This window comes from Kribbella sp. NPDC049584 (genome assembly GCF_040675555.1).
Taxonomy (GTDB): Bacteria; Actinomycetota; Actinomycetes; order Propionibacteriales; family Kribbellaceae; genus Kribbella.
In genome coordinates, this window is the sequence record NZ_JBFAPF010000010.1 from 17,931 (window position 1) to 36,218 (window position 18,288).

At 68.1% G+C, this 18,288-nt stretch carries 16 protein-coding genes and 1 pseudogene; 6 read left to right on the forward strand and 11 right to left on the reverse strand.

The genetic code is table 11. The features are described from left to right. Positions 1-4: 4 nt before the first annotated feature. The 5 genes from AB0J62_RS29325 (at position 5) to nagA (ending at position 5,737) form a co-directional block, all read left to right on the forward strand. Positions 5-1,294 (forward strand): extracellular solute-binding protein, encoded by a 1,290-nt coding sequence (locus AB0J62_RS29325; RefSeq protein ID WP_363877792.1) that lies wholly within the window; start codon positions 5-7, stop codon positions 1,292-1,294. A gap of 78 nt (positions 1,295-1,372) precedes the next feature. After that, complete coding sequence (locus tag AB0J62_RS29330; RefSeq protein WP_363877794.1) at positions 1,373-2,278, forward strand: sugar ABC transporter permease; 906 nt, start codon at positions 1,373-1,375, stop codon at positions 2,276-2,278. Between the two features lie 5 nt (positions 2,279-2,283). Continuing rightward, positions 2,284-3,105: a carbohydrate ABC transporter permease gene (locus AB0J62_RS29335; protein ID WP_363877796.1), complete on the forward strand. Its 822-nt coding sequence runs from the start codon at positions 2,284-2,286 to the stop codon at positions 3,103-3,105. A 29-nt stretch (positions 3,106-3,134) separates the two neighbouring features. Beyond that, the gene (locus AB0J62_RS29340; protein ID WP_363877798.1) at positions 3,135-4,604 is read left to right on the forward strand and encodes a glycoside hydrolase family 3 N-terminal domain-containing protein; all 1,470 of its coding nucleotides are present in this window, start codon (positions 3,135-3,137) and stop codon (positions 4,602-4,604) included. Positions 4,605-4,735: 131 nt separating this feature from the next. After that, positions 4,736-5,737, forward strand: coding sequence for an N-acetylglucosamine-6-phosphate deacetylase (gene nagA, locus AB0J62_RS29345; RefSeq protein ID WP_363877800.1), 1,002 nt, complete (start codon positions 4,736-4,738; stop codon positions 5,735-5,737). Here the strand turns inward: nagA and AB0J62_RS29350 are convergent. The 6 genes from AB0J62_RS29350 to AB0J62_RS29375 form a co-directional block, all read right to left on the reverse strand. Beyond that, on the reverse strand, positions 5,730-5,966 hold the full coding sequence (locus AB0J62_RS29350; RefSeq protein ID WP_363877802.1) for a hypothetical protein: 237 nt from the start codon (positions 5,964-5,966) through the stop codon (positions 5,730-5,732). The genes nagA and AB0J62_RS29350 overlap by 8 nt on opposite strands. Further along, positions 5,963-7,561, reverse strand: coding sequence for a citramalate synthase (gene cimA / locus AB0J62_RS29355; protein WP_363877804.1), 1,599 nt, complete (start codon positions 7,559-7,561; stop codon positions 5,963-5,965). Before cimA ends, AB0J62_RS29350 begins: the two co-directional genes overlap by 4 nt. Before the next feature lie 240 nt (positions 7,562-7,801). Then, positions 7,802-8,200, reverse strand: a complete 399-nt coding sequence (locus tag AB0J62_RS29360) for a hypothetical protein (protein WP_134111481.1) — start codon at positions 8,198-8,200, stop codon at positions 7,802-7,804. Positions 8,201-8,335: 135 nt separating this feature from the next. After that, positions 8,336-9,424: a branched-chain amino acid aminotransferase gene (locus AB0J62_RS29365; protein ID WP_363877807.1), complete on the reverse strand. Its 1,089-nt coding sequence runs from the start codon at positions 9,422-9,424 to the stop codon at positions 8,336-8,338. A gap of 48 nt (positions 9,425-9,472) precedes the next feature. Next, a complete protein-coding gene (locus AB0J62_RS29370; RefSeq protein WP_363877809.1) occupies positions 9,473-10,522 on the reverse strand; it encodes a 3-isopropylmalate dehydrogenase in 1,050 nt (349 codons plus the stop codon). Continuing rightward, positions 10,519-10,674: a hypothetical protein gene (locus AB0J62_RS29375; protein WP_198682109.1), complete on the reverse strand. Its 156-nt coding sequence runs from the start codon at positions 10,672-10,674 to the stop codon at positions 10,519-10,521. The genes AB0J62_RS29370 and AB0J62_RS29375 overlap by 4 nt, the downstream gene beginning before the upstream one ends. A 146-nt stretch (positions 10,675-10,820) precedes the next feature. Between AB0J62_RS29375 and AB0J62_RS29380 the strand changes: the two genes are divergently transcribed. Continuing rightward, entirely contained in the window at positions 10,821-11,387 is a 567-nt protein-coding gene (locus tag AB0J62_RS29380; RefSeq protein WP_363877812.1) for a class I SAM-dependent methyltransferase, read from the forward strand. A gap of 99 nt (positions 11,388-11,486) precedes the next feature. On the opposite strand, the gene serA is transcribed toward AB0J62_RS29380, so the two are convergent. The 5 genes and pseudogenes from serA to AB0J62_RS29405 all read right to left on the reverse strand — a co-directional run bounded on the left by serA (position 11,487) and on the right by AB0J62_RS29405 (position 18,166). Beyond that, positions 11,487-13,094 carry a phosphoglycerate dehydrogenase gene (serA, locus tag AB0J62_RS29385; RefSeq protein ID WP_363877814.1) on the reverse strand — a complete coding sequence of 536 codons (1,608 nt, stop codon included), beginning with the start codon at positions 13,092-13,094 and terminating at the stop codon, positions 11,487-11,489. A gap of 116 nt (positions 13,095-13,210) precedes the next feature. After that, positions 13,211-14,398: a serine protease gene (locus AB0J62_RS29390; protein ID WP_363877816.1), complete on the reverse strand. Its 1,188-nt coding sequence runs from the start codon at positions 14,396-14,398 to the stop codon at positions 13,211-13,213. A gap of 177 nt (positions 14,399-14,575) precedes the next feature. Then, a complete protein-coding gene (ilvC, locus tag AB0J62_RS29395; protein WP_134111716.1) occupies positions 14,576-15,595 on the reverse strand; it encodes a ketol-acid reductoisomerase in 1,020 nt (339 codons plus the stop codon). Between the two features lie 225 nt (positions 15,596-15,820). Next, positions 15,821-16,324: pseudogene (gene ilvN, locus AB0J62_RS29400) on the reverse strand (acetolactate synthase small subunit); the annotation flags it as partial. Next, a complete protein-coding gene (locus tag AB0J62_RS29405; RefSeq protein WP_363878388.1) occupies positions 16,325-18,166 on the reverse strand; it encodes an acetolactate synthase large subunit in 1,842 nt (613 codons plus the stop codon). Between the last annotated feature and the right edge of the window lie 122 nt (positions 18,167-18,288).

An 18,288-nucleotide genomic window follows, 5' to 3' on the forward strand; every position in this document is an offset into this window, starting at 1 on the left:
TGGCATGAAGCCCTGGAAGTCCTTGGCTCTGCTCGCAGTGCTGTCGCTCAGCCTGGCCGCCTGTGGCGGTTCCGGCCCGAGGAAGGCCGCGCCGACGAACAAATTGACGGTCTGGATGATGACCGGCGGTCCCGGTGACAACAAGATCATCGGTGACGTCACCAAGCAGTTCAACGAGAAGCATCCCGACGTGAAGGTGACCGTCGAGGTGCAGCAGTGGGACAACATCGTCACCAAGCTGACCACGGCGCTTGCCTCCGACAACCCGCCCGACATCGTCGAGATGGGCAACACCCAGACCCCGATGCTGACCGCCTCCGGAGCGCTGGCCGAGCTGACCGACAAGAAGGGTGAGTTCGAGTCGTCCGGCCAGTGGCTCGCCGGCCTGGCCGGACCGTCGACGTACCAGGACAAGCTCTACGCCACTCCCCTGTACGGCGGAACGAAAGTCGTCATGTACAGCAAGAAGATGTTCGCCGCCGCGGGGATCGACAAACCGCCGGCGACCGTCGGCGACCTGATCGCGGACTGCGGGAAGCTCGCCAAGACGCACACCTCGACGCCGAACTTCTCCGCGTTCTACATGCCCGGCCAGTACTGGTTCGCCGGGATGCCTTTCCTGTTCGGCAAGGGCGGCACGATCGCCACCGACACGGACAACAAGTGGACCGCGCAGATGAGCAGCGCGGAGAACCAGGCCGGCCTGGCGGAGTGGAAGAAGTTCCAGAACGGCTGCTCGACGCCGTCCTCGATCGGCGCCAACACCGACAGCCCCGACCAGGACCAGATCTTCGCCGACCAGAAGGCCGCGATGATCTACGTCAAGGCGTGGGAACCGGGTGCGGTCGCCGAAAAGAACGCCAAGGCCGCCGCCGACGCCGGGTACTTCATCATGCCCGGCTACGAGCCGGGCAAGCCGCTGCCCGTCATCGTGGCCGGCTCGACGATCGGCATCGCCCAGAACAGCCCGAACAAGGACATGGCCGTCGACTGGCTGAAGATCATCACCGGCAAGGCGTTCCAGCAGACGATGACCCGGACGATCCACCAGCTCCCGGTCGTCGCCGCGTTCCTGCCGACGGGCAACGTCCCTGAGGTGCTGAAGCTCGGCGCGCAGGCGGCCACTGTCAGCCAGGCGCTGCCGTCCACGCCGGGAGAGGCGACGCTCGAGACCGAGAGCTACAACGAGCAGTTCTTCTCGAAGATCGCCAAGGGCGCAGACATCGCCGCTGCCGCGAAGGACTACGACAAACACGCGACCGAGGCGTTCAACGCCCAGTCCGGACAGCGCTGACGGCCGATGACCTCGCTGACCCAGGCGCCGCAGACAACACCGGTAACGCCACCGCGCCCAGATCGCACCGCTCGGGCTGTGCGCGGGAATCGGCTCGCACGGTTCACGCCGTACGGCTTGATCGGGCCTGCGCTGATCGCGTTCGCAGCCGTACTCGGCTATCCGATCGTGCGGCTGGTCTGGCTGTCGCTGCAGGACTTCGGGCCGCGGTCCCTGTTCACCGGGGAGGCACCGTTCGTCGGGCTCGACAACTTCACCCGGGTGCTCGGCGACAGCGACTTCTGGTTCACGCTGCTGCGCACCCTGATCGTCAGCGTCGCCTGTGTAGGCGGCCTGATGGTGATCGGCTTCCTGCTGGCCTCCCTGCTGATGCAGGTGTCGGCGTGGGCGCGGGTGATGCTGTCAGTCTGCCTGGTGCTGGTGTGGGCGATGCCGATGGTGTCGGCCACGATGATCTGGCGCTGGCTGTTCGAGCCCCAGTACGGCGTACTGAACTGGGTGATCACGCAGCTCAAGGTGTTCGGCGACTTCTCGGCACACGACTGGTTCTCGTCGCCGAGTCAGGCGTTGGCGCTGATCATCGCGCTGATCGTCTGGAAGGGTCTGCCGTTCGTCGCGCTCACGCTGTACGCCGCGATGGGCCAGATCCCCGGTGACCTGTACGAAGCGGCCGCGCTGGACGGCGCCGGGCGATGGAACGTGGCCCGGCACGTCACGATGCCGATCCTCGCGCCGGTGCTCGCCGTACTGGTCTTGCTCGAGGTGATCTGGTCGGTCAACTCGTTCACGCCGATCTGGGTGCTCACGCAGGGCGGTCCGGACGGCGGCACGACGACGCTCGGCGTCTACTCCTACCTCGAGGCCTTCACCCGCAACGACTACAGCGGCGGCGCGGCGATCGCGATCATCACGGTGCTGCTGCTCGCCGTACTGTCCGTGCTCTACGTACGGCGGTTGTTCGCCCAGGACGAGGCTGTCGTATGAGCCGCATGAGAAGAAGACGGGCCGTCCCCAACGCCATCGCCGTACTCGTCTCGCTGGTGGTGATCTTCCCGGTCTACTGGATGTTCGCGACGGCGCTGAAGCAGCCCGGCAAGATCCTGTCCGCGACCCCCGAGTTCGTCCCGTGGCCGCTGAGCCTCGACAACTTCCGTACGGCGCTCACGCACGGGCCGTTCCTGCACTACGTGCGCAACTCGTTGCTGGTCTCGGTGTCGACCGTGCTGATCGCGCTGGTCGTTGCCCTGGGCGCGTCGATCGCACTCGCGCGGTTCCGGTTCATCGGCCGGCGGGCGTTCCTCGTCGGGCTGGTGCTGGTGCAGATGGTGCCCGGCTCGGCGATGGTCATCCCGCTGTACCTGATGCTGCGGTCGGTCGGCGCGATCGACTTCGTGCCGGGACTGATCATCACCTACATGACGTTCGTCCTGCCTTTCACGATCTGGACGCTGCGCGGCTTCGTCGCCGGGATCCCGCTGGAACTGGAGGAGGCCGCGATGGTCGACGGCTGCGGCCGGTTCGGCGCGTTCTGGCACATCCAGCTCCCGCTGCTCGCGCCGGGCATCGTGGCGACCTCGATCTTCGCCTTCATCAGCGCGTGGGACGACTACCTGTTCGCCTATGTGTTCCTGAAGTCCCAGAACAACTACACGCTGCCGGTCTGGCTGGTGTCGTTCCAGACGTCCGACGGTATCGACAACGGCGCCACCATCGCGGCGTCGGCGATCTTCTCGCTCCCGGTGCTGATCGTCTTCCTGCTGATCCAGCGTCGGCTGGTCGGCGGGATGACGGCCGGCGCGGTCAAAGGCTGATCTCTCCGCTGACTCATATGGAGGCTGTTATGACAACAGAGCTGAACCGGCTCGCCCACGGTGTGCTGTTCCCCGCGCTCGGTCGGCCGACGGTGCCGAACTGGGTGCCGACGCGGATCGAGGCCGGCCTCGGCGGGTTCGTGATCTTCGGCCGGGACATCGTCGACGGTCCGCAGTTCCAGGATCTTGCGGCACAGCTGCACGGCCTGCGCGACCATGTGCTGCTGTCGATCGACGAGGAGGGTGGCGATGTCAGTCGGCTGGCGGATCTCGGTGGTTTCTCGATGCCCGGCAACCGTGCCTTGGGTGAGCTGGACGACGTTGAGCTGACCCGCCAGGCGGCGTATCAGATCGGGCTTTCGCTGGTCGAGGCCGGTGTCGACTGGGATCTGGCCCCGGCGGTCGATACGGCGGTCAATCCGCTGAGCCCGAACGGGATTCGCTGCTTCGGGTCCGATCGCTCACTTGTCAGCCGGCATACGGCCGCTTGGGTGTCGGGGCTGCAGGCAGCCGGGGTGAGTGCGTGTGCGAAGCACTACCCGGGACACGGGATGAGCGGGACCGATGCGCATCTCGCGACGCCGCTGGTCGACGTTTCGGGGGAGGAGTTGCTGGCGAGCTACCTCGATCCGTTCCGGGCGGCGATCGAGGCCGGGGTCGACAGCATCATGGTGTCGCACGACCTGGTGCCGCAGGTGGACGACGTACCCGCGACGATCAGCAAGGTGCTGTTGACGGACATCCTGCGTGGGGAGCTCGGGTACGACGGAGTGGTGATCACCGACGCGCTCGAGATGTACGGGATCGCGGATGTGGCGCCGCTGCCGGAAGCCGCCGTACGAGCGATCGTGGCTGGGGCCGATGCCCTGTGTCTGGGATCGTGGGCGTTCCTGGATGACGTGGATGTCGCGGCGGCTGCGTTGGTGGAGGCTGTTGAAAGCGGGCGGTTGCCGTTGGAACGGTTGGAGAGTGCGAACGAGCGGCTTGCTCGACTCGGGACGCGACCGAAGGCGGACATGGCGGAGCGGGACAACGAGCTGGGCTCTCTGCTGGCCGAGAAGGTTGTCGTGACGCACGGAGATCCGCGGGTGCGGAGCGACGCCGTCCTGATCATTCGGCTCGAGCCGACGCACTCCCCCGCTGCTGGATCTTCGGGTTGGGGCGTGGAGCAGTTGCTGCGCGACGCCGGGAAGGTTGTCGAGAGCATCGGGCTGTCGGGGGAAACGTACAACGGGCCGGGGATGGCGCGGGCTGGTGTTGGTGAGTTCCGCTCGGAGTACGGCGCCGACAGTCAGGTGATCCTGCTGGTTCGCGGCGCTCATCGGTTCGACTGGCAGGAGAAGCTGATCGGCGAACTGCAGACCCAGCACCCGGACATGATCGTCGTCGACATGGGCGTCCCCGGCGTCGACTACACAGGCTTCGCCGGCTGGATCCAAACCTTCGGCAGCGCCCGAGTCTGCTCGCAGGCAGCCGCCTGCCGGCTACTCGCACAGTGATCACCTTCCTGAACGCACATCTCTGCACGCCGGAGCCGGTCCACGGTTGGCTGCAGGTCGAGGAGGGCCGAATCGTGGCCCTAGGCCCGGGAACAGCTGACGGTCCGGGGCGAGCAGTGGATGGTTCGGTGGTGGTTGATGTTGGGGGGAGGTGGTTGTTGCCGGGGTTTGTTGATACGCATTGTCACGGCGGGGGTGGGGCGGCGTTGTACTCGGGTGAGTCGGAGGATGTGCTTCGGGCTGCTCGTAGTCATTTGATGCAGGGGACGACCAGCTTGGTTGCGTCGGTGGCGACTATGCGGCTGGATCGGATGGTTCGGGCTGCGGAGGCGATCACGGAAGCGGCCGCGCCGAACATCCGTGGGATTCACTTCGAGGGCCCGTTCCTGTCGCACCGGCGGCGTGGGGCGCAGACGGCAGATGCGCTGCTCGCACCCGACGAGAAGGTGTTCGACGAGTTGATCGGCGCGGCCGGCGGGCGCGCGATGGCGATGACGATCGCACCGGAACTTCCCGGTGCGATCGAACTCATCGAGCGCCACCGGGACGAGATCACGTTCGCCGTCGGCCATACCGATGACGACGGGACCTGGACGCGCCGTGCGTTCGACGCCGGTGCGCGGACGGCGACCCATCTGTTCAACGCGATGCCCGCGATGACCCACCGCCGACCCGGGCCCGTCGGCGCCGCGCTGACCGACGATCGCGTCGCCTGCGAACTGATTGCCGACGGCATCCACCTGTCCCCGGAGGCGCTCACCGTGGCGACCCGTACCGCCGGTCCCGACCGCACCGTCCTCGTCACCGACGCAATGGCGGCGACCGGACTCGGTGACGGCGAGTACTCGTTCGCCGACCGCCACGTCCAGGTCCGCGACGGTGTCGCCACCCTGCGCGGCACCGAGACGCTCGCCGGCTCGGTCCACTTCCTCGCGGACGCGCTGGCCACCGCCGTACGCGTCCTCGACATACCAGTCTCCCAAGCCGCCCAGCTGGTGGCGAGCAACGCAGCCCGCCACTACGGCTGGCACGACCGCGGAGCGCTTGCCATCGGCAACGTCGCCGACCTGGTCCTGCTCTCGCCCGACCTCACGATCGAAGCCGTCTACCTGGCGGGCATCCAGGTCAGCTGACCGCTACCTCGAGTACACCGATGACCTTCTCGAGCCGGGCGGCGACCCGGCCGGCGTCGAAACCATTGCCCTCCACAACGATTCGCAGCTCGCCCCGGTCCAGCGACAGCTCGAGCTCACGGACGTCGTACGGATTCAGCAGTACGGCGATCCGCGCGAGCAGGCCGCCCGTCTCGACGACCTCGGCGGTGAAGACCGTCATGGTTCGCTCGACCGCGAGCAGGCTCATCGCGCGACCTCCTTGTGGCGCAGCAGACCGAAAGTGACACCGTCGACGAGCGCCTCCCACGACGCCTCGACGATGTTGTGCCCGACGCCGACCGTCACCCACGAGCCCTCGCCGTCCGCAGTCTCGATCAGGACTCTGATAACGGCGTCCGTGCCGTGGCCCGAGTCGAGGATGCGGACCTTGTAGTCGACGAGCTCGAACTTGTTCACCACCGGGTACGCGCGCTCGATCGCCGTCCGCAGCGCGTGATCCAGCGCGTTGACCGGACCGTTGCCCTCCCCCGTGACGATCTCCCGCTCGCCGCCCGCGACCAGCTTCACCGTCGACTCGGACACCGCCTCGCCGTCGGCACGCGACTCGGTGATCACCCGCCACGACTCGACGTCGAAGAACGACGCCCGCTTCCCGGTGACCTCCTCGGTCAGCAGCAGCGAGAACGACGCGTCCGCGGCCTCGAACGTGTACCCGCGCGACTCCATCTCCTTCACCCGCTCGGTCACCCGGCTGACCACGTCGCGGTCAGCCTTGTTACCGCCGAGGTCGAACCCGAGCTCGCGGCCCTTCAGCTCGACGCTCGCCCGGCCGGCCATCTCCGACACCAGCATCCGCATGTCGTTGCCGACCAGCGCCGGATCCGTGTGCTGGTAGAGATCCGGGTCCACCTTGATCGCGCTGGCATGCAGGCCCGCCTTGTGGGCGAACGCGGACAGGCCCACGTACGGCTGCCGGGTCGACGGCGGCACGTTCGTGACTTCGGCGATCGCGTGGGCGATCCGGAACGACTCGGCCAGGTTCCCCGGCGGGAGCAGTTCGTGCCCACGCTTCAGTTCGAGGTTGGCGACGATCGCCAGCAGGTCGGCGTTGCCGGTGCGTTCGCCGTACCCGTTGATCGTGCCCTGGACGTGCGTGACGCCGGCCTCGACGGCGGCGATCGAGTTCGCCACCGCGCAGCCGGCGTCGTTGTGACAGTGGATGCCGAGCCGGGCGCCGGTGGAATCAAGGACATCCCGTACGACGTCCTGCAGCTCCCGCGGCAAGGTCCCGCCGTTCGTGTCGCACAGCGCGACCACGTCGGCCCCGGCATCAACGGCTACGCGTACTACCTCCAGCGCATACGCGCGGTTCGCGCGATACCCGTCGAAGAAATGCTCGGTGTCGAGGAAGACCCGCTGACCGTGCTCGCGCAGATGCTTCACGGTGTCGGCGACCATCCGCAGGTTCTCGTCGAGCGTCGTCCGCAGGGCACGCTCGACGTGCGCATCGTGGCTCTTGGCAACGAGTGTGACGACGCCCGCGCCGGATTCGCGCAGCGCGGCGACCTGCGGGTCGTCGGCGGCAACGGTCTCGGGCTTGCGGGTCGCGCCGAAGGCCGCGAACGTCGCGTTCTTCAGGTGCAGCTCGGTCTTGGCGCGCTCGAAGAACTCGGTGTCCTTGGGCACCGCACCCGGCCACCCGCCCTCGATGAAGCCGACCCCCAGCTCGTCCAGGTACTGCGCGATCACGATCTTGTCGGCCACGGACAGCGCCAGCCCTTCCTGCTGCGCGCCATCGCGAAGAGTCGTGTCGTAGACGTGGAAATCATCCGAGATGCTCATGGGGGTCGGCCTTCCGGAAGGGAGGTTGCGGTGGATCCTTTGGGCAAACAAAAAACCCCCCGCAAGGTGCGAGAGGTCTGCGCGCTCAGGTACAGCTTGCTGAGCGCGCCTACGTAATAATGCCCTGGTAGTTCTTCATGACGTTTTGCAGTCTGCCACACAATGTCCGAACGATGACGTGACTGTCTCGCATCACGAACATTCAGTACTCCGACGGGTACTGGAGTTCAGGCCGACAGCTCATGCCGTCAGGGACCAACCCGGATCGTCCCACGCTGTATAGAAGTCTTCGCGCGACAACGGCCGCAATCCCCACTCCTCGCGGTCGAGCGCCTGGTCGGTGAGCATGCCCTCGTCGTCCTCGAGCCGCTGCCACCAGTACCGGGTGACCTCGCCGTCCTCGCCGGACCCGAGCTGCCGGATCACGACCCACTCCCGCTCGTGCCAGACCGCCTCGTACAGCCAGTCGGTCCCGTGGTCGTCGACCACCGCGCCGTACGTTCGCGGCGCCGTACCGCGATCCAGATCCCGGATCAGCTCGACCGTCGCCCGGATCGCCGCCGAGGTCTCCTCCGACCATCCCCGGCGCTCGGCCAGCTCGACGTAGTAGCCCTCGACCTCATCCGGAAACCCGCTCATGGCGCCCGACCCTACCGAACCCGGCCGGCCGGCAGCGACCAACGGTCCACGCACCAGACTGAGAACTTCCTATGAAACATTCCTATGAAACAGCAGTGGCCCGGCAGGTGCGCCGGGCCACTGATCGACTGCGATTCAGCAGATGCGGGTCATCCAGCCGTGCGGGTCTGCTGCGCGGCCGTACTGGACGTCGAGGAGGGCGCTGCGGACGGCTGCGGTGACCGGGCCGCCGTTGCCGTCGCCGATCTGGGTCTCGCCGCCCTTCCACTTCAGCGAGGCGACCGGGGTCACGACCGCGGCCGTGCCGCACGCGAAGACCTCGCGCACCTTGCCGGAAGCCGCGCCTTCGCGCCACTCGTCGATCGAGACCTTGCGCTCGGTGACGGTGTAGCCGAGGTCGGTGACCAGCTTCAGGATCGAGTCCCGGGTGACACCCTCGAGGATCGTGCCGGACAGCTCCGGCGTGACCACCGAGTTGTCGTCGAGGACGAAGTACAGATTCATCCCGCCGAGCTCCTCGACCCACTTCTTCTCGACCGCGTCGAGGAACGCGACCTGGTCGCAGCCCTCCTCGATCGCCTCGGCCTGGGCGAGCAGCGAGGAGGCGTAGTTGCCGCCGGTCTTCGCCGCGCCGGTGCCGCCGGGGGCCGCGCGGGTGTACTCCTCGCTCAGCCAGATCCGGACCGGCTTGACGCCCTTCGCGAAGTACGAGCCGGCCGGTGACGCGATCAGGCAGTACGTCACCTGGCTCGACGGACGTACGCCGAGGAACGGGTCGGAGCCGAACATGAACGGGCGCAGGTACAGCGAGGTCTCGCCGCCGCCCGGCACCCAGGCCTTGTCGAGCTCGACCAGCTTGTGCAGCGAGTCGAGGAAGACCTCGGTCGGCAGCTCGGGCAGCGCGAGGCGCTGCGCGGACCGCTGGAACCGGGCCGCGTTGGCCTCGGGTCGGAACAGGTGGATCGAGTCGTCGGGATGCCGGTAGGCCTTCATCCCTTCGAAGATGGTCTGGGCGTAGTGGAACACCGCGGTCGCCGGAGACAGCTCCAGCGGTCCGAAGGCGGTGATCCGCGCGTCGTGCCAGCCCTTCTCGGCCGTCCAGGTGGCGATCGCCATGTGGTCGGAGAAGTACTGCCCGAATCCCGGGTTCGCCAGGATCTGGGCGCGCTGGTCGTCGCCGGCCAAGTGGGTGTTCGGCTCAACGGTGAACTCTAGGGCGCTCATAGCCGCACCGTACCTCTCGACCAAGTGGTCATGCGAGCATCGGCCATCTCAGCCCGCCGCGCGCTTCGCGATCGCGTCACCGATCTCCGCCGTACTGCGGGCGGCGCCCGTGCGCTCCTCGATATCGGCCTCGACGGCTGCCTCGATCGCGCGGGCCGCCTCGGTCAGGCCGAGGTGCTCGCACAGCAGCGATGCCGAGAGGATGGCCGCGGTCGGGTCGGCCTTCTGCTGGCCGGCGATGTCCGGCGCGGAGCCGTGCACCGGCTCGAACATGCTCGGCGCGGTCCGGTCCGGGTTGATGTTGCCGCTCGCCGCCAGCCCGATCCCGCCGCTGATCGCGGCCGCCAGGTCGGTGATGATGTCGCCGAACAGGTTGTCGGTGACGATCACGTCGAACCGCGCCGGGTCGGTGACCAGGAAGATCATCGCCGCGTCCACGTGCAGGTAGTCGACGGTGATCTCCGGAAACTCCTCGGCGACCTTGTCAACGGTCCGCTTCCACAGGTGACCGGCGTGCACGAGCACGTTGTTCTTGTGTACGAGCGTGAGCTTCTTGCGCGGGCGCGCCATCGCCCGGGCGAATGCATCGCGGACGACCCGCTCGACGCCGTACGCCGTGTTGACCGACACCTCGGTGGCGATCTCGGCCGGAGTGCCGACCCGGAGCGCGCCGCCGTTGCCGACGTACGGGCCCTCGGTGCCCTCGCGGACGACGACGAAGTCGACCTCGCCCGGGGCTGCCAGCGGCGAGCCGACGGACGGGTAGATCTTCGAGGGCCGCAGGTTGACGTAGTGGTCGAGAGTGAAGCGGAGCTTGAGCAGCAGACCACGCTCGAGTACGCCGGACGGGACGCTCGGGTCGCCGACCGCGCCGAGCAGGATCGCGTCGTGCTTGCGAATCTCCTCCAGCTCGGCGTCCGGCAGTGTCTCACCGGTGGCGTGCCAGCGCTTCGCGCCGAGGTCGTACTCGGTCCGCTCGAACGTCACGCCGTGCTGCGCGGCTACCGCGTCGAGGACCTTGAGGGCCTCGGTGGTGACCTCGGGTCCGATCCCGTCACCCGGGACGACGGCCAGCGTGAAGTTCTTGTTCTCGCTCACTTCTTGGGTTCTCCCCCATTGTCACGGCGGTTCATGGCCTCTTGGACAGCCTTGACCTCGTCACTGGCCGGGCGGGCGGTACGGCGACGGCGGGCCGCCTTCCGCTCCCGGGCGTCGATCGCGGGCCAGTTGGCTGGATACATGTCGTACATGCTGCTGCTCCCAAATATGTCGTGGGCGGCAGGATGCGCACGAATTTACTCGCACGTCCGACTATTTCACCACTATGCGGGCAGCATGTCCCGGTATATGAGATCCCGGTGCTGGTCCTGGCCCGGACCTGTGCAACTCTCAGCCGGTGAGCGCTCCTCCAGAACTGCCGCCGCTGGTGTCGGCGGCCCTCAGCCTGTCCGGCCGGCGCGGATTCGTCAGCTCGACGCGGAACGAGACCGGCCGGCTGCTCGCCGCGCTCGCCGCGTCCAAGACCGGCCTGCTCGGTGAGCTCGGGACCGGCTGCGGGGTCGGCTCGGCCTGGCTGCGCAGCGGCGCCGGGGAGTCGACGAACATCGTCACCGCGGAGAGCGATCCGCAGCTGGCGCAGGCGGTCGCGGAGCTGTTCGCCGCCGACGAGCGGATCGAGGTCGTCTCGGCCGACTGGACCGCGCTGATCGAGCGCGGCCCGTTCGCACTGCTGTTCGTGGACGCGCGCGAGGCGAAACTGTCGGCGCGCGACATCATCGCGGACGTGGTCGAGCCCGGCGGCTTCGTCGTACTGGACGACTTCACGCCGTCGGCTGTCTGGCCGCCGATGTACGAGGGCCGCGTCGACACGCTCCGCCAGGAATGGCTGATGGACAAGCGCTTCACGACCGTCGAGGTGATGGTCGCGCCGGACGCCGCCGTACTGCTGGCCACCAGGCACTAGGAACTGAAGCGGGCCCGGGCTATTGAGCCCGGGCCCTTGCCGGCCGCCATGCGCCTGCGGGCGGCTGGCCGCCTCCAGTAAATCAGTCGTTCGTGTAAATCACGCCTCGAGGTCCACAGTGCGGGCCGTGTCGGCCTGGACCGCGGCGGCGATGTCGTCGAGGACGTTCGGGGCGATCTTCGAGTCGACCGACAGCGCGACCAGGGCCTTGCCGCCCTTGCGGTCGCGGCTGACCTGCATGCCGGCGATGTTCACGTCGGCGTCGCCGAGGATGCGGCCGATCTGGCCGACCGCGCCCGGACGGTCCTCGTAAGTGAGGAACGCCAGGTGCGCGGCGAGCTCGATCTCGACGTCGTACCCGTCGATCTCGACCAGCCGCTCCGACTGCCGTACGCCGACCAGCGTGCCGGACACCGAGACCTGCACACCGTCGGCCAGCGTGCCGCGCAGCGTGATCAGGTTGCGGTGCTCGGGGCTGTCGTGGTCGGTGACGAGCCGGACCTCGAGGCCCCGCTCGGCCGCCAGCAGCGGCGCGTTCACGTACGAGACGTTGTCCTCGACGACATCCGCGAAGACACCCTTCAGCGCGGCCAGCTCGAGCACCTTCACGTCGTACTGCGTGATCTCGCCGCGCACCTCGACGTCGAGCTGCTGCGCGACGCCACCGGCCAGCGCGGTGAAGATCCGGCCGAGCTTCTCGGTCAGCCCGATTCCCGGGCGGACGTCCTCGGCGATCACCCCGCCCTGGACGTTGACCGCGTCCGGGACCAGCTCGCCGGACAGTGCGAGGCGGACCGACTTCGCGACCGCGATACCGGCCTTCTCCTGCGCCTCGTCGGTGGACGCGCCGAGGTGCGGGGTGACGACGACGTTCTCGAACTCGAACAGCGGCGAGTCCGTGCATGGCTCGGATGCGAACACGTCCAGGCCGGCGCCGGCGACGCGACCCTCCTTGAGCGCGCTGTACAGCGCCTGCTCGTCGACGATTCCGCCGCGGGCCGCGTTCACGATGATGACCTCGGGCTTGACCTTGTGCAGCTGCTCGTCGCCGATCAGGCCGATGGTCTCCGGGGTCTTCGGCAGGTGCACCGAGATGAAGTCACTGGTCGCCAGCAGCTCGTCCAGGGTGGCGAGCCGGACGCCCATCTGCGCGGCCCGGCCGGCCTGCACGTACGGGTCGTAGGCGATCACGTTCATGCCGAAGGCGGCGAGCCGCTGCGCGACCAGGACGCCGATCTTGCCGAGGCCGACGATGCCGACGGTCTTCTCGAACAGCTCGACGCCGGAGTACTTGCTGCGCTTCCACTCGCCCTTCTTGAGCGACTCGTTCGCCGCCGGCACTCGCCGCGCGGAGGCGAGCAGCAGGGCGACGGCGAGCTCGGCGGCGCTGGTGATGTTGGAAGTCGGCGCGTTCACGACCATCACACCCGCCTGGGTGGCGGCCTTCACGTCCACGTTGTCGAGGCCGACGCCGGCACGGGCGACGACCTTGAGCTTCTTCGCGGCGGCGAGCGCCTCGGCGTCCACCTTGGTGGCGCTGCGGATCAGGATCGCGTCGACGTCGGCGATGGCCGGGATCAGCTCGGCGCGGTCGGCGCCGTTCGCGTGACGGATCTCGAAGTCGGGGCCGAGCGCCTCGACGGTGGCCGGGCTGAGCTCTTCGGCGATCAGGACGACGGGCCGGGTTACGTCAGTCGGTGAAGACATGGAGGAATCTCCTGCAGAAGCGGTAGGGGCTCATGATGAACAGAGCACCGCGCTGTGCCCGCTGACTCGATGGTACCGCGTCCGGTCCCGGCCCGGTTCGCGGGCCCGGATGACGGTCAGTCACTGTCGCAGCTGACCGGCGTCGTCATCGGAACGGTGCGATCGATCAGCAAGTTGCCGTTCACCCGGACCAGCTGGAAGCGCACGTCGAGGTGGTTGCAGTTCTGGCCGCCCGCGCCGGTTGCGGTCGGCGCGAACAGGATGTCGTACGACATCCGGGCGTACGAGCCGTCCGGTGCCACGTCGGTGATCTTCGGGTTGAAGAAGTACGACGTCTTGTGGTTGTACAGGTCCCGCTCCTCGGTCATGCCCTTGGCGAACCGCGCCGAGTACAGCGACTGCAGCGCACGGAAGTCCTGCTGGTTCTCCAGCGTGACGTAGTTGCCGAACAACCGCCGGACCTCGACGTTCAGCGGCGTCGCGGCGACCTGCAACGCCGGGACGACGGCGGCCTGCGGACCGCGCGACTGCGGGCAGGTCCCGGCTGTCGCGACGTCGAGGCCCGAGGGCGACACATCGACGTACCCCCGGAGGTTCTCGAGCGGGACGATCGCGCTCGCCTGGACCGTTGCGCCGGTGACGAGCCCGATCAGGTCGCCGGACTTGTCGACGACCGGACCGCCTAGCTTGGCGGTGTTCACGACCTCGCTCAAGGCTCGCGGGTCGGCCGTCGAGCCGACCTCGTTGATCGTCTGCTTACCCGCCGCGGTGTAACCGATCAGGGCCCGCTGCGCCTTCGGGTCGGGGTCGGCCGCGGCGACCTGCATCGGCGTACCGGTCTGCCCGATCGACTGCAGTACGGCGACACCGTCAGCGCTCGTGCCGAGCAGATTGGCCCGCCGGATCCGGCCGTCCTGCGTCACGATCACGATCGACCTCGGGTTGGCGACCGCCGACGCCGCGGTCAGGACCCGGCCGTTGTCGATCAGTACGCCGGATGCCTCGCCGGTCGAGCCGCAGGTCGTCGCAAGCACCCGGACCACCGCCAGCCCGACCGACTTCAGCACTTCGTCGGTGTTGATGCCCAGGCGCCGCTCGTGGACGAACCAGCCCGCACCGGCGCCGCCCGCGGCAATCACCAGCACGACGACGAGACCGGCCAGGATCCGGCCGAAGATCCACGGCCGCCGGGCCGGCGGTTGCGGTGCGGTGAGCCGGCTCGGAACCTCCAGCTGGGTCAGCGAACCGGCGTTCGGGGGGATCCGCCGAGGCGGCCGCGGCAGCCCGTTCCTGCCGTCCTCCACCGCCGGTCACCTCCCCGCAATCACCTACCCGGACCACCACCGTCACACATTGTGTCAAATACCGGCGTCAGTCGGCGGGACCGCGGACATGAACGCGGGGCCCTGGACAGGAAATAACCTGTCCAAGGCCCCGAGAAGGTGTTCAAGGCCCCGAAACCTGTCCTGGGCCCGGAGGGGTCAGCGGGCGGACGTGCCCTCGACGTAGTCGTCGTCGTGGGACTTGACCCACGCCATCAGGCCGCGCAGTTCCTTGCCGACGGCCTCGATCGGGTGCGACTCGCTCTGCTTGCGGAACTCGGCGAACTCCGGCGCGCCGGCGTCCTGGTCGGCGATGAAGCGGGCCGCGAAGGTGCCGTCGGTGATGTCGCCGAGGACCTCCTTCATCCGCTGCTTCACCGACGCGTCGATGATCCGCGGGCCGGACACATAGTCGCCGTACTCGGCGGTGTCGGAGACCGACCAGCGCTGCTTGGCGATACCGCCTTCGTAGATCAGGTCGACGATCAGCTTGAGCTCGTGCAGGCACTCGAAGTACGCGACCTCGGGCTGGTAGCCGGCCTCGGTCAGCACCTCGAAGCCGTTCTGGATCAGCGCCGACACACCACCGCAGAGGACGGCCTGCTCACCGAACAGGTCGGTCTCGGTCTCCTCGGTGAAGGTGGTCTTGATACCGCCGGCCCGCAGACCGCCGATGCCCTTGGCGTACGAGAGCGCCAGGTCCCACGCCTTGCCGGTCGCATCCTGCTCGACCGCTACCAGCACGGGTACGCCGCGGCCCTCGGAGTACTCGCGGCGGACCAGGTGTCCCGGGCCCTTCGGGGCGACCATGAAGACATCAACGCCGGCGGGTGGCTTGATGTAGCCGAACCGGATGTTGAAGCCGTGACCGAACACGAGCGCGTCGCCGTCGACCAGGTTCGGCTCGATGGCCTCCTTGTAGAGCTTGCGCTGGGCCGGGTCGGGCGCGAGTACGACGATGACGTCGGCCTCCTCGACCGCCTCGGCCGGGCTGAGCACGCGCAGGCCCTGGGCCTCGGCCTTGGCCCGGCTCTTCGAGCCCTCCGGCAGACCGACCCGGACGTCGACGCCGGAGTCACGCAGCGAGAGCGCGTGGGCGTGGCCCTGGGAGCCGTAGCCGAGGACGGCCACGTGGCGGCCCTGGATCACCGACAGGTCGGCGTTGTCGTCGTAGAACATTTCAGCTGCCACTTGCGGCACTTCTCCATTCCATTGAGTTCTGGCCTTGCGGGCCATACTCCCCAGGTGGGGCGTTGAACGCGTTCAGTGTTGATTCGGTACGGCGGCGGCTCGGCCTGGCGGCGGGCCCGGCACCGGGTGGTTCGCGTGGTGAGAACGTTCGGCGGGTCGCGCCTGCACGGTCGGAGGACCCGACTGGACGTGCGGCGGAGGCACCGGGACCGGCCGCAGCGTGCGGTCGGAGATGGAGCGGCTGCCCCGGCCGATCGCCACCATGCCGGACTGCACCAGCTCGCGGACGCCGAAGGGTTCCAGCACCCGGAGCATGGCTTCGAGTTTCTCGGGATTGCCGGTCGCCTCGATCGTGATCGCGTCCGGTGCCACGTCCACCACCTTCGCACGGAACAGCTGGACGGTCTCCAGCACCTGTCCGCGGGTCAGGGTGTCCGCCTTGACCTTGACCAGCAGCAGTTCGCGCTGAACCGTCTGGCTGGGCTCGAGCTCGACGATCTTGATCACGTTCACCAGCTTGTTCAGCTGCTTGGTGATCTGCTCCAGGGGCTGCTCGTCCACGCTGACCGCGATGGTCATCCGGGACACCTCGGGGTGCTCGGTCGGACCGACCGCGAGCGAGTCGATGTTGAAGCCCCGCCGCGAGATCAGTGCCGCGACCCGGGCCAGCACACCGTGCTTGTTCTCGACCAGGATCGACAATGTGTGCTTACTCATCTACAGCTCCTCGCCGTCCCACTTCGGGGCCATGTCGCGGGCGATCTGGATGTCGTCGTTGCTGGTGCCGGCGGCGACCATCGGCCAGACCATCGCGTCGCGGTGTACGACGAAGTCCACGACGACCGGCTGGTCGGTCACCGACATCGCCTTGTCGATGGTGGCGTCGACGGAGTCCTTGTCGGAGCAGCGCAGCCCGACGCCGCCCATCGCCTCGGCCAGCTTGGCGAAGTCCGGGATCCGGGCCGAGTGCAGGTCGGTGTTGGAGTACCGCTTGTCGTAGAACAGCGTCTGCCATTGGCGGACCATGCCCAGCGACTGGTTGTTGATCACGGCAACCTTGATCGGGATGCCCTCCAGCGCGCAGGTGACGAGCTCCTGGTTGGTCATCTGGAAGCAGCCGTCGCCGTCGATCGCCCAGACGGTCTTGTCCGGGCGCGCGACCTTGGCGCCCATCGCGGCCGGCACGGCGTACCCCATCGTGCCGAGGCCGCCGGAGTTCAGCCAGTGGCCGGGCTTCTCGAACGGCAGGTAGTGCGCGGACCACATCTGGTGCTGGCCGACGCCCGCGGTGTACACGGCGTCCGGTCCGGCGATCTGGCCGATCCGCTCGATCACGTACTGCGGGGACAGCGTGCCGTCCTCGGGCTCGTCGTACGCCACCGGGTACTTCGCCCGGACCGCTTCCAGCTGGCCGCGCCAGGCGTCGTACGACGGGGTGCGGCCGGAGCTCGCGATGTCGGTCCGCAGCGCCGCGATCAGGTCGGTGATGACCTCCTTGCAGTCACCCACGATCGGCACGTCGGCGGCGCGGTTCTTGCCGATCTCGGCCGGGTCGATGTCGGCGTGGATGACCTTCGCCTCGGGTGCGAACGAGTCGAGCTTGCCGGTCACCCGGTCGTCGAACCGGGCGCCCAGCGTGATCAGCAGATCGGAGCGCTGCAGCGCGCCGACCGCGGACACCGAGCCGTGCATACCGGGCATCCCGAAGTGCAGCTCGTGCGAGTCCGGCAGCGCGCCGCGGGCCATCAGCGTGGTGACCACGGGGATACCGAGCAGCTCGGCGAGCTCCTTCAGCTCGGCGCTGGCCCGGGCGCGGATCACGCCGCCGCCGACGTACAGCACCGGCTTCTCGGCCGCGGCGATCAGGCGGGCCGCCTCACGCACCTGCTTGGGGTGCGGGCGGGTCACCGGCCGGTAGCCGGGCAGCGCGAGCTCGGTCGGCCACTGGAAGTCGACGCCCTGGGTCTGCATCGCGTCCTTGGTCACGTCGACCAGCACCGGGCCGGGCCGGCCGGTGGAGGCGATGTGGAACGCCTCCGCGATCGTGGTGGCGATCTCGCTCGGGTCGGTCACCAGGAAGTTGTGCTTGGTGATCGGCATCGTGATGCCGCGGATGTCCGCCTCCTGGAAGGCGTCCGTACCGATCGCGGCACCGGCCACCTGACCGGTGATCGCGACCATCGGCACCGAGTCCATGTACGCGTCGGCGATCGGCGTCACCAGGTTGGTCGCGCCCGGGCCCGAGGTCGCCATGCACACGCCGGTCTTGCCCGACGCGGCGGCGTACCCCTGGGCGGCGTGGCCGGCGCCCTGCTCGTGACGTACCAGGATGTGGCGGATCTGGGTCGAGTCGAGCATCGGGTCGTACGCCGGGAGGATCGCGCCGCCCGGGATGCCGAAGACGGTGTCCACTCCGGCATGTTCCAGTGCGCGGATCAGAGCCTGTGCCCCGGTCAGCTGCTCACTCATGAGAGAGCCTTCCTGTCCTGTCACGATTTGACTGTTCGCGACCGATCCATCCTCGCTTGTGGCTGTTGTCCCGGCTCTACTGGGTCTCAGATAGTCGCCCGTGCAACAAAAAACCCCTTCGGCCGGGTTGGCTGAAGGGGCGCGCTCGACTCGGTGGTCGCGTCAGTCGGCGCGCCGCACAAGTACGAGGAGAATCGATCGCATGTAGGCAT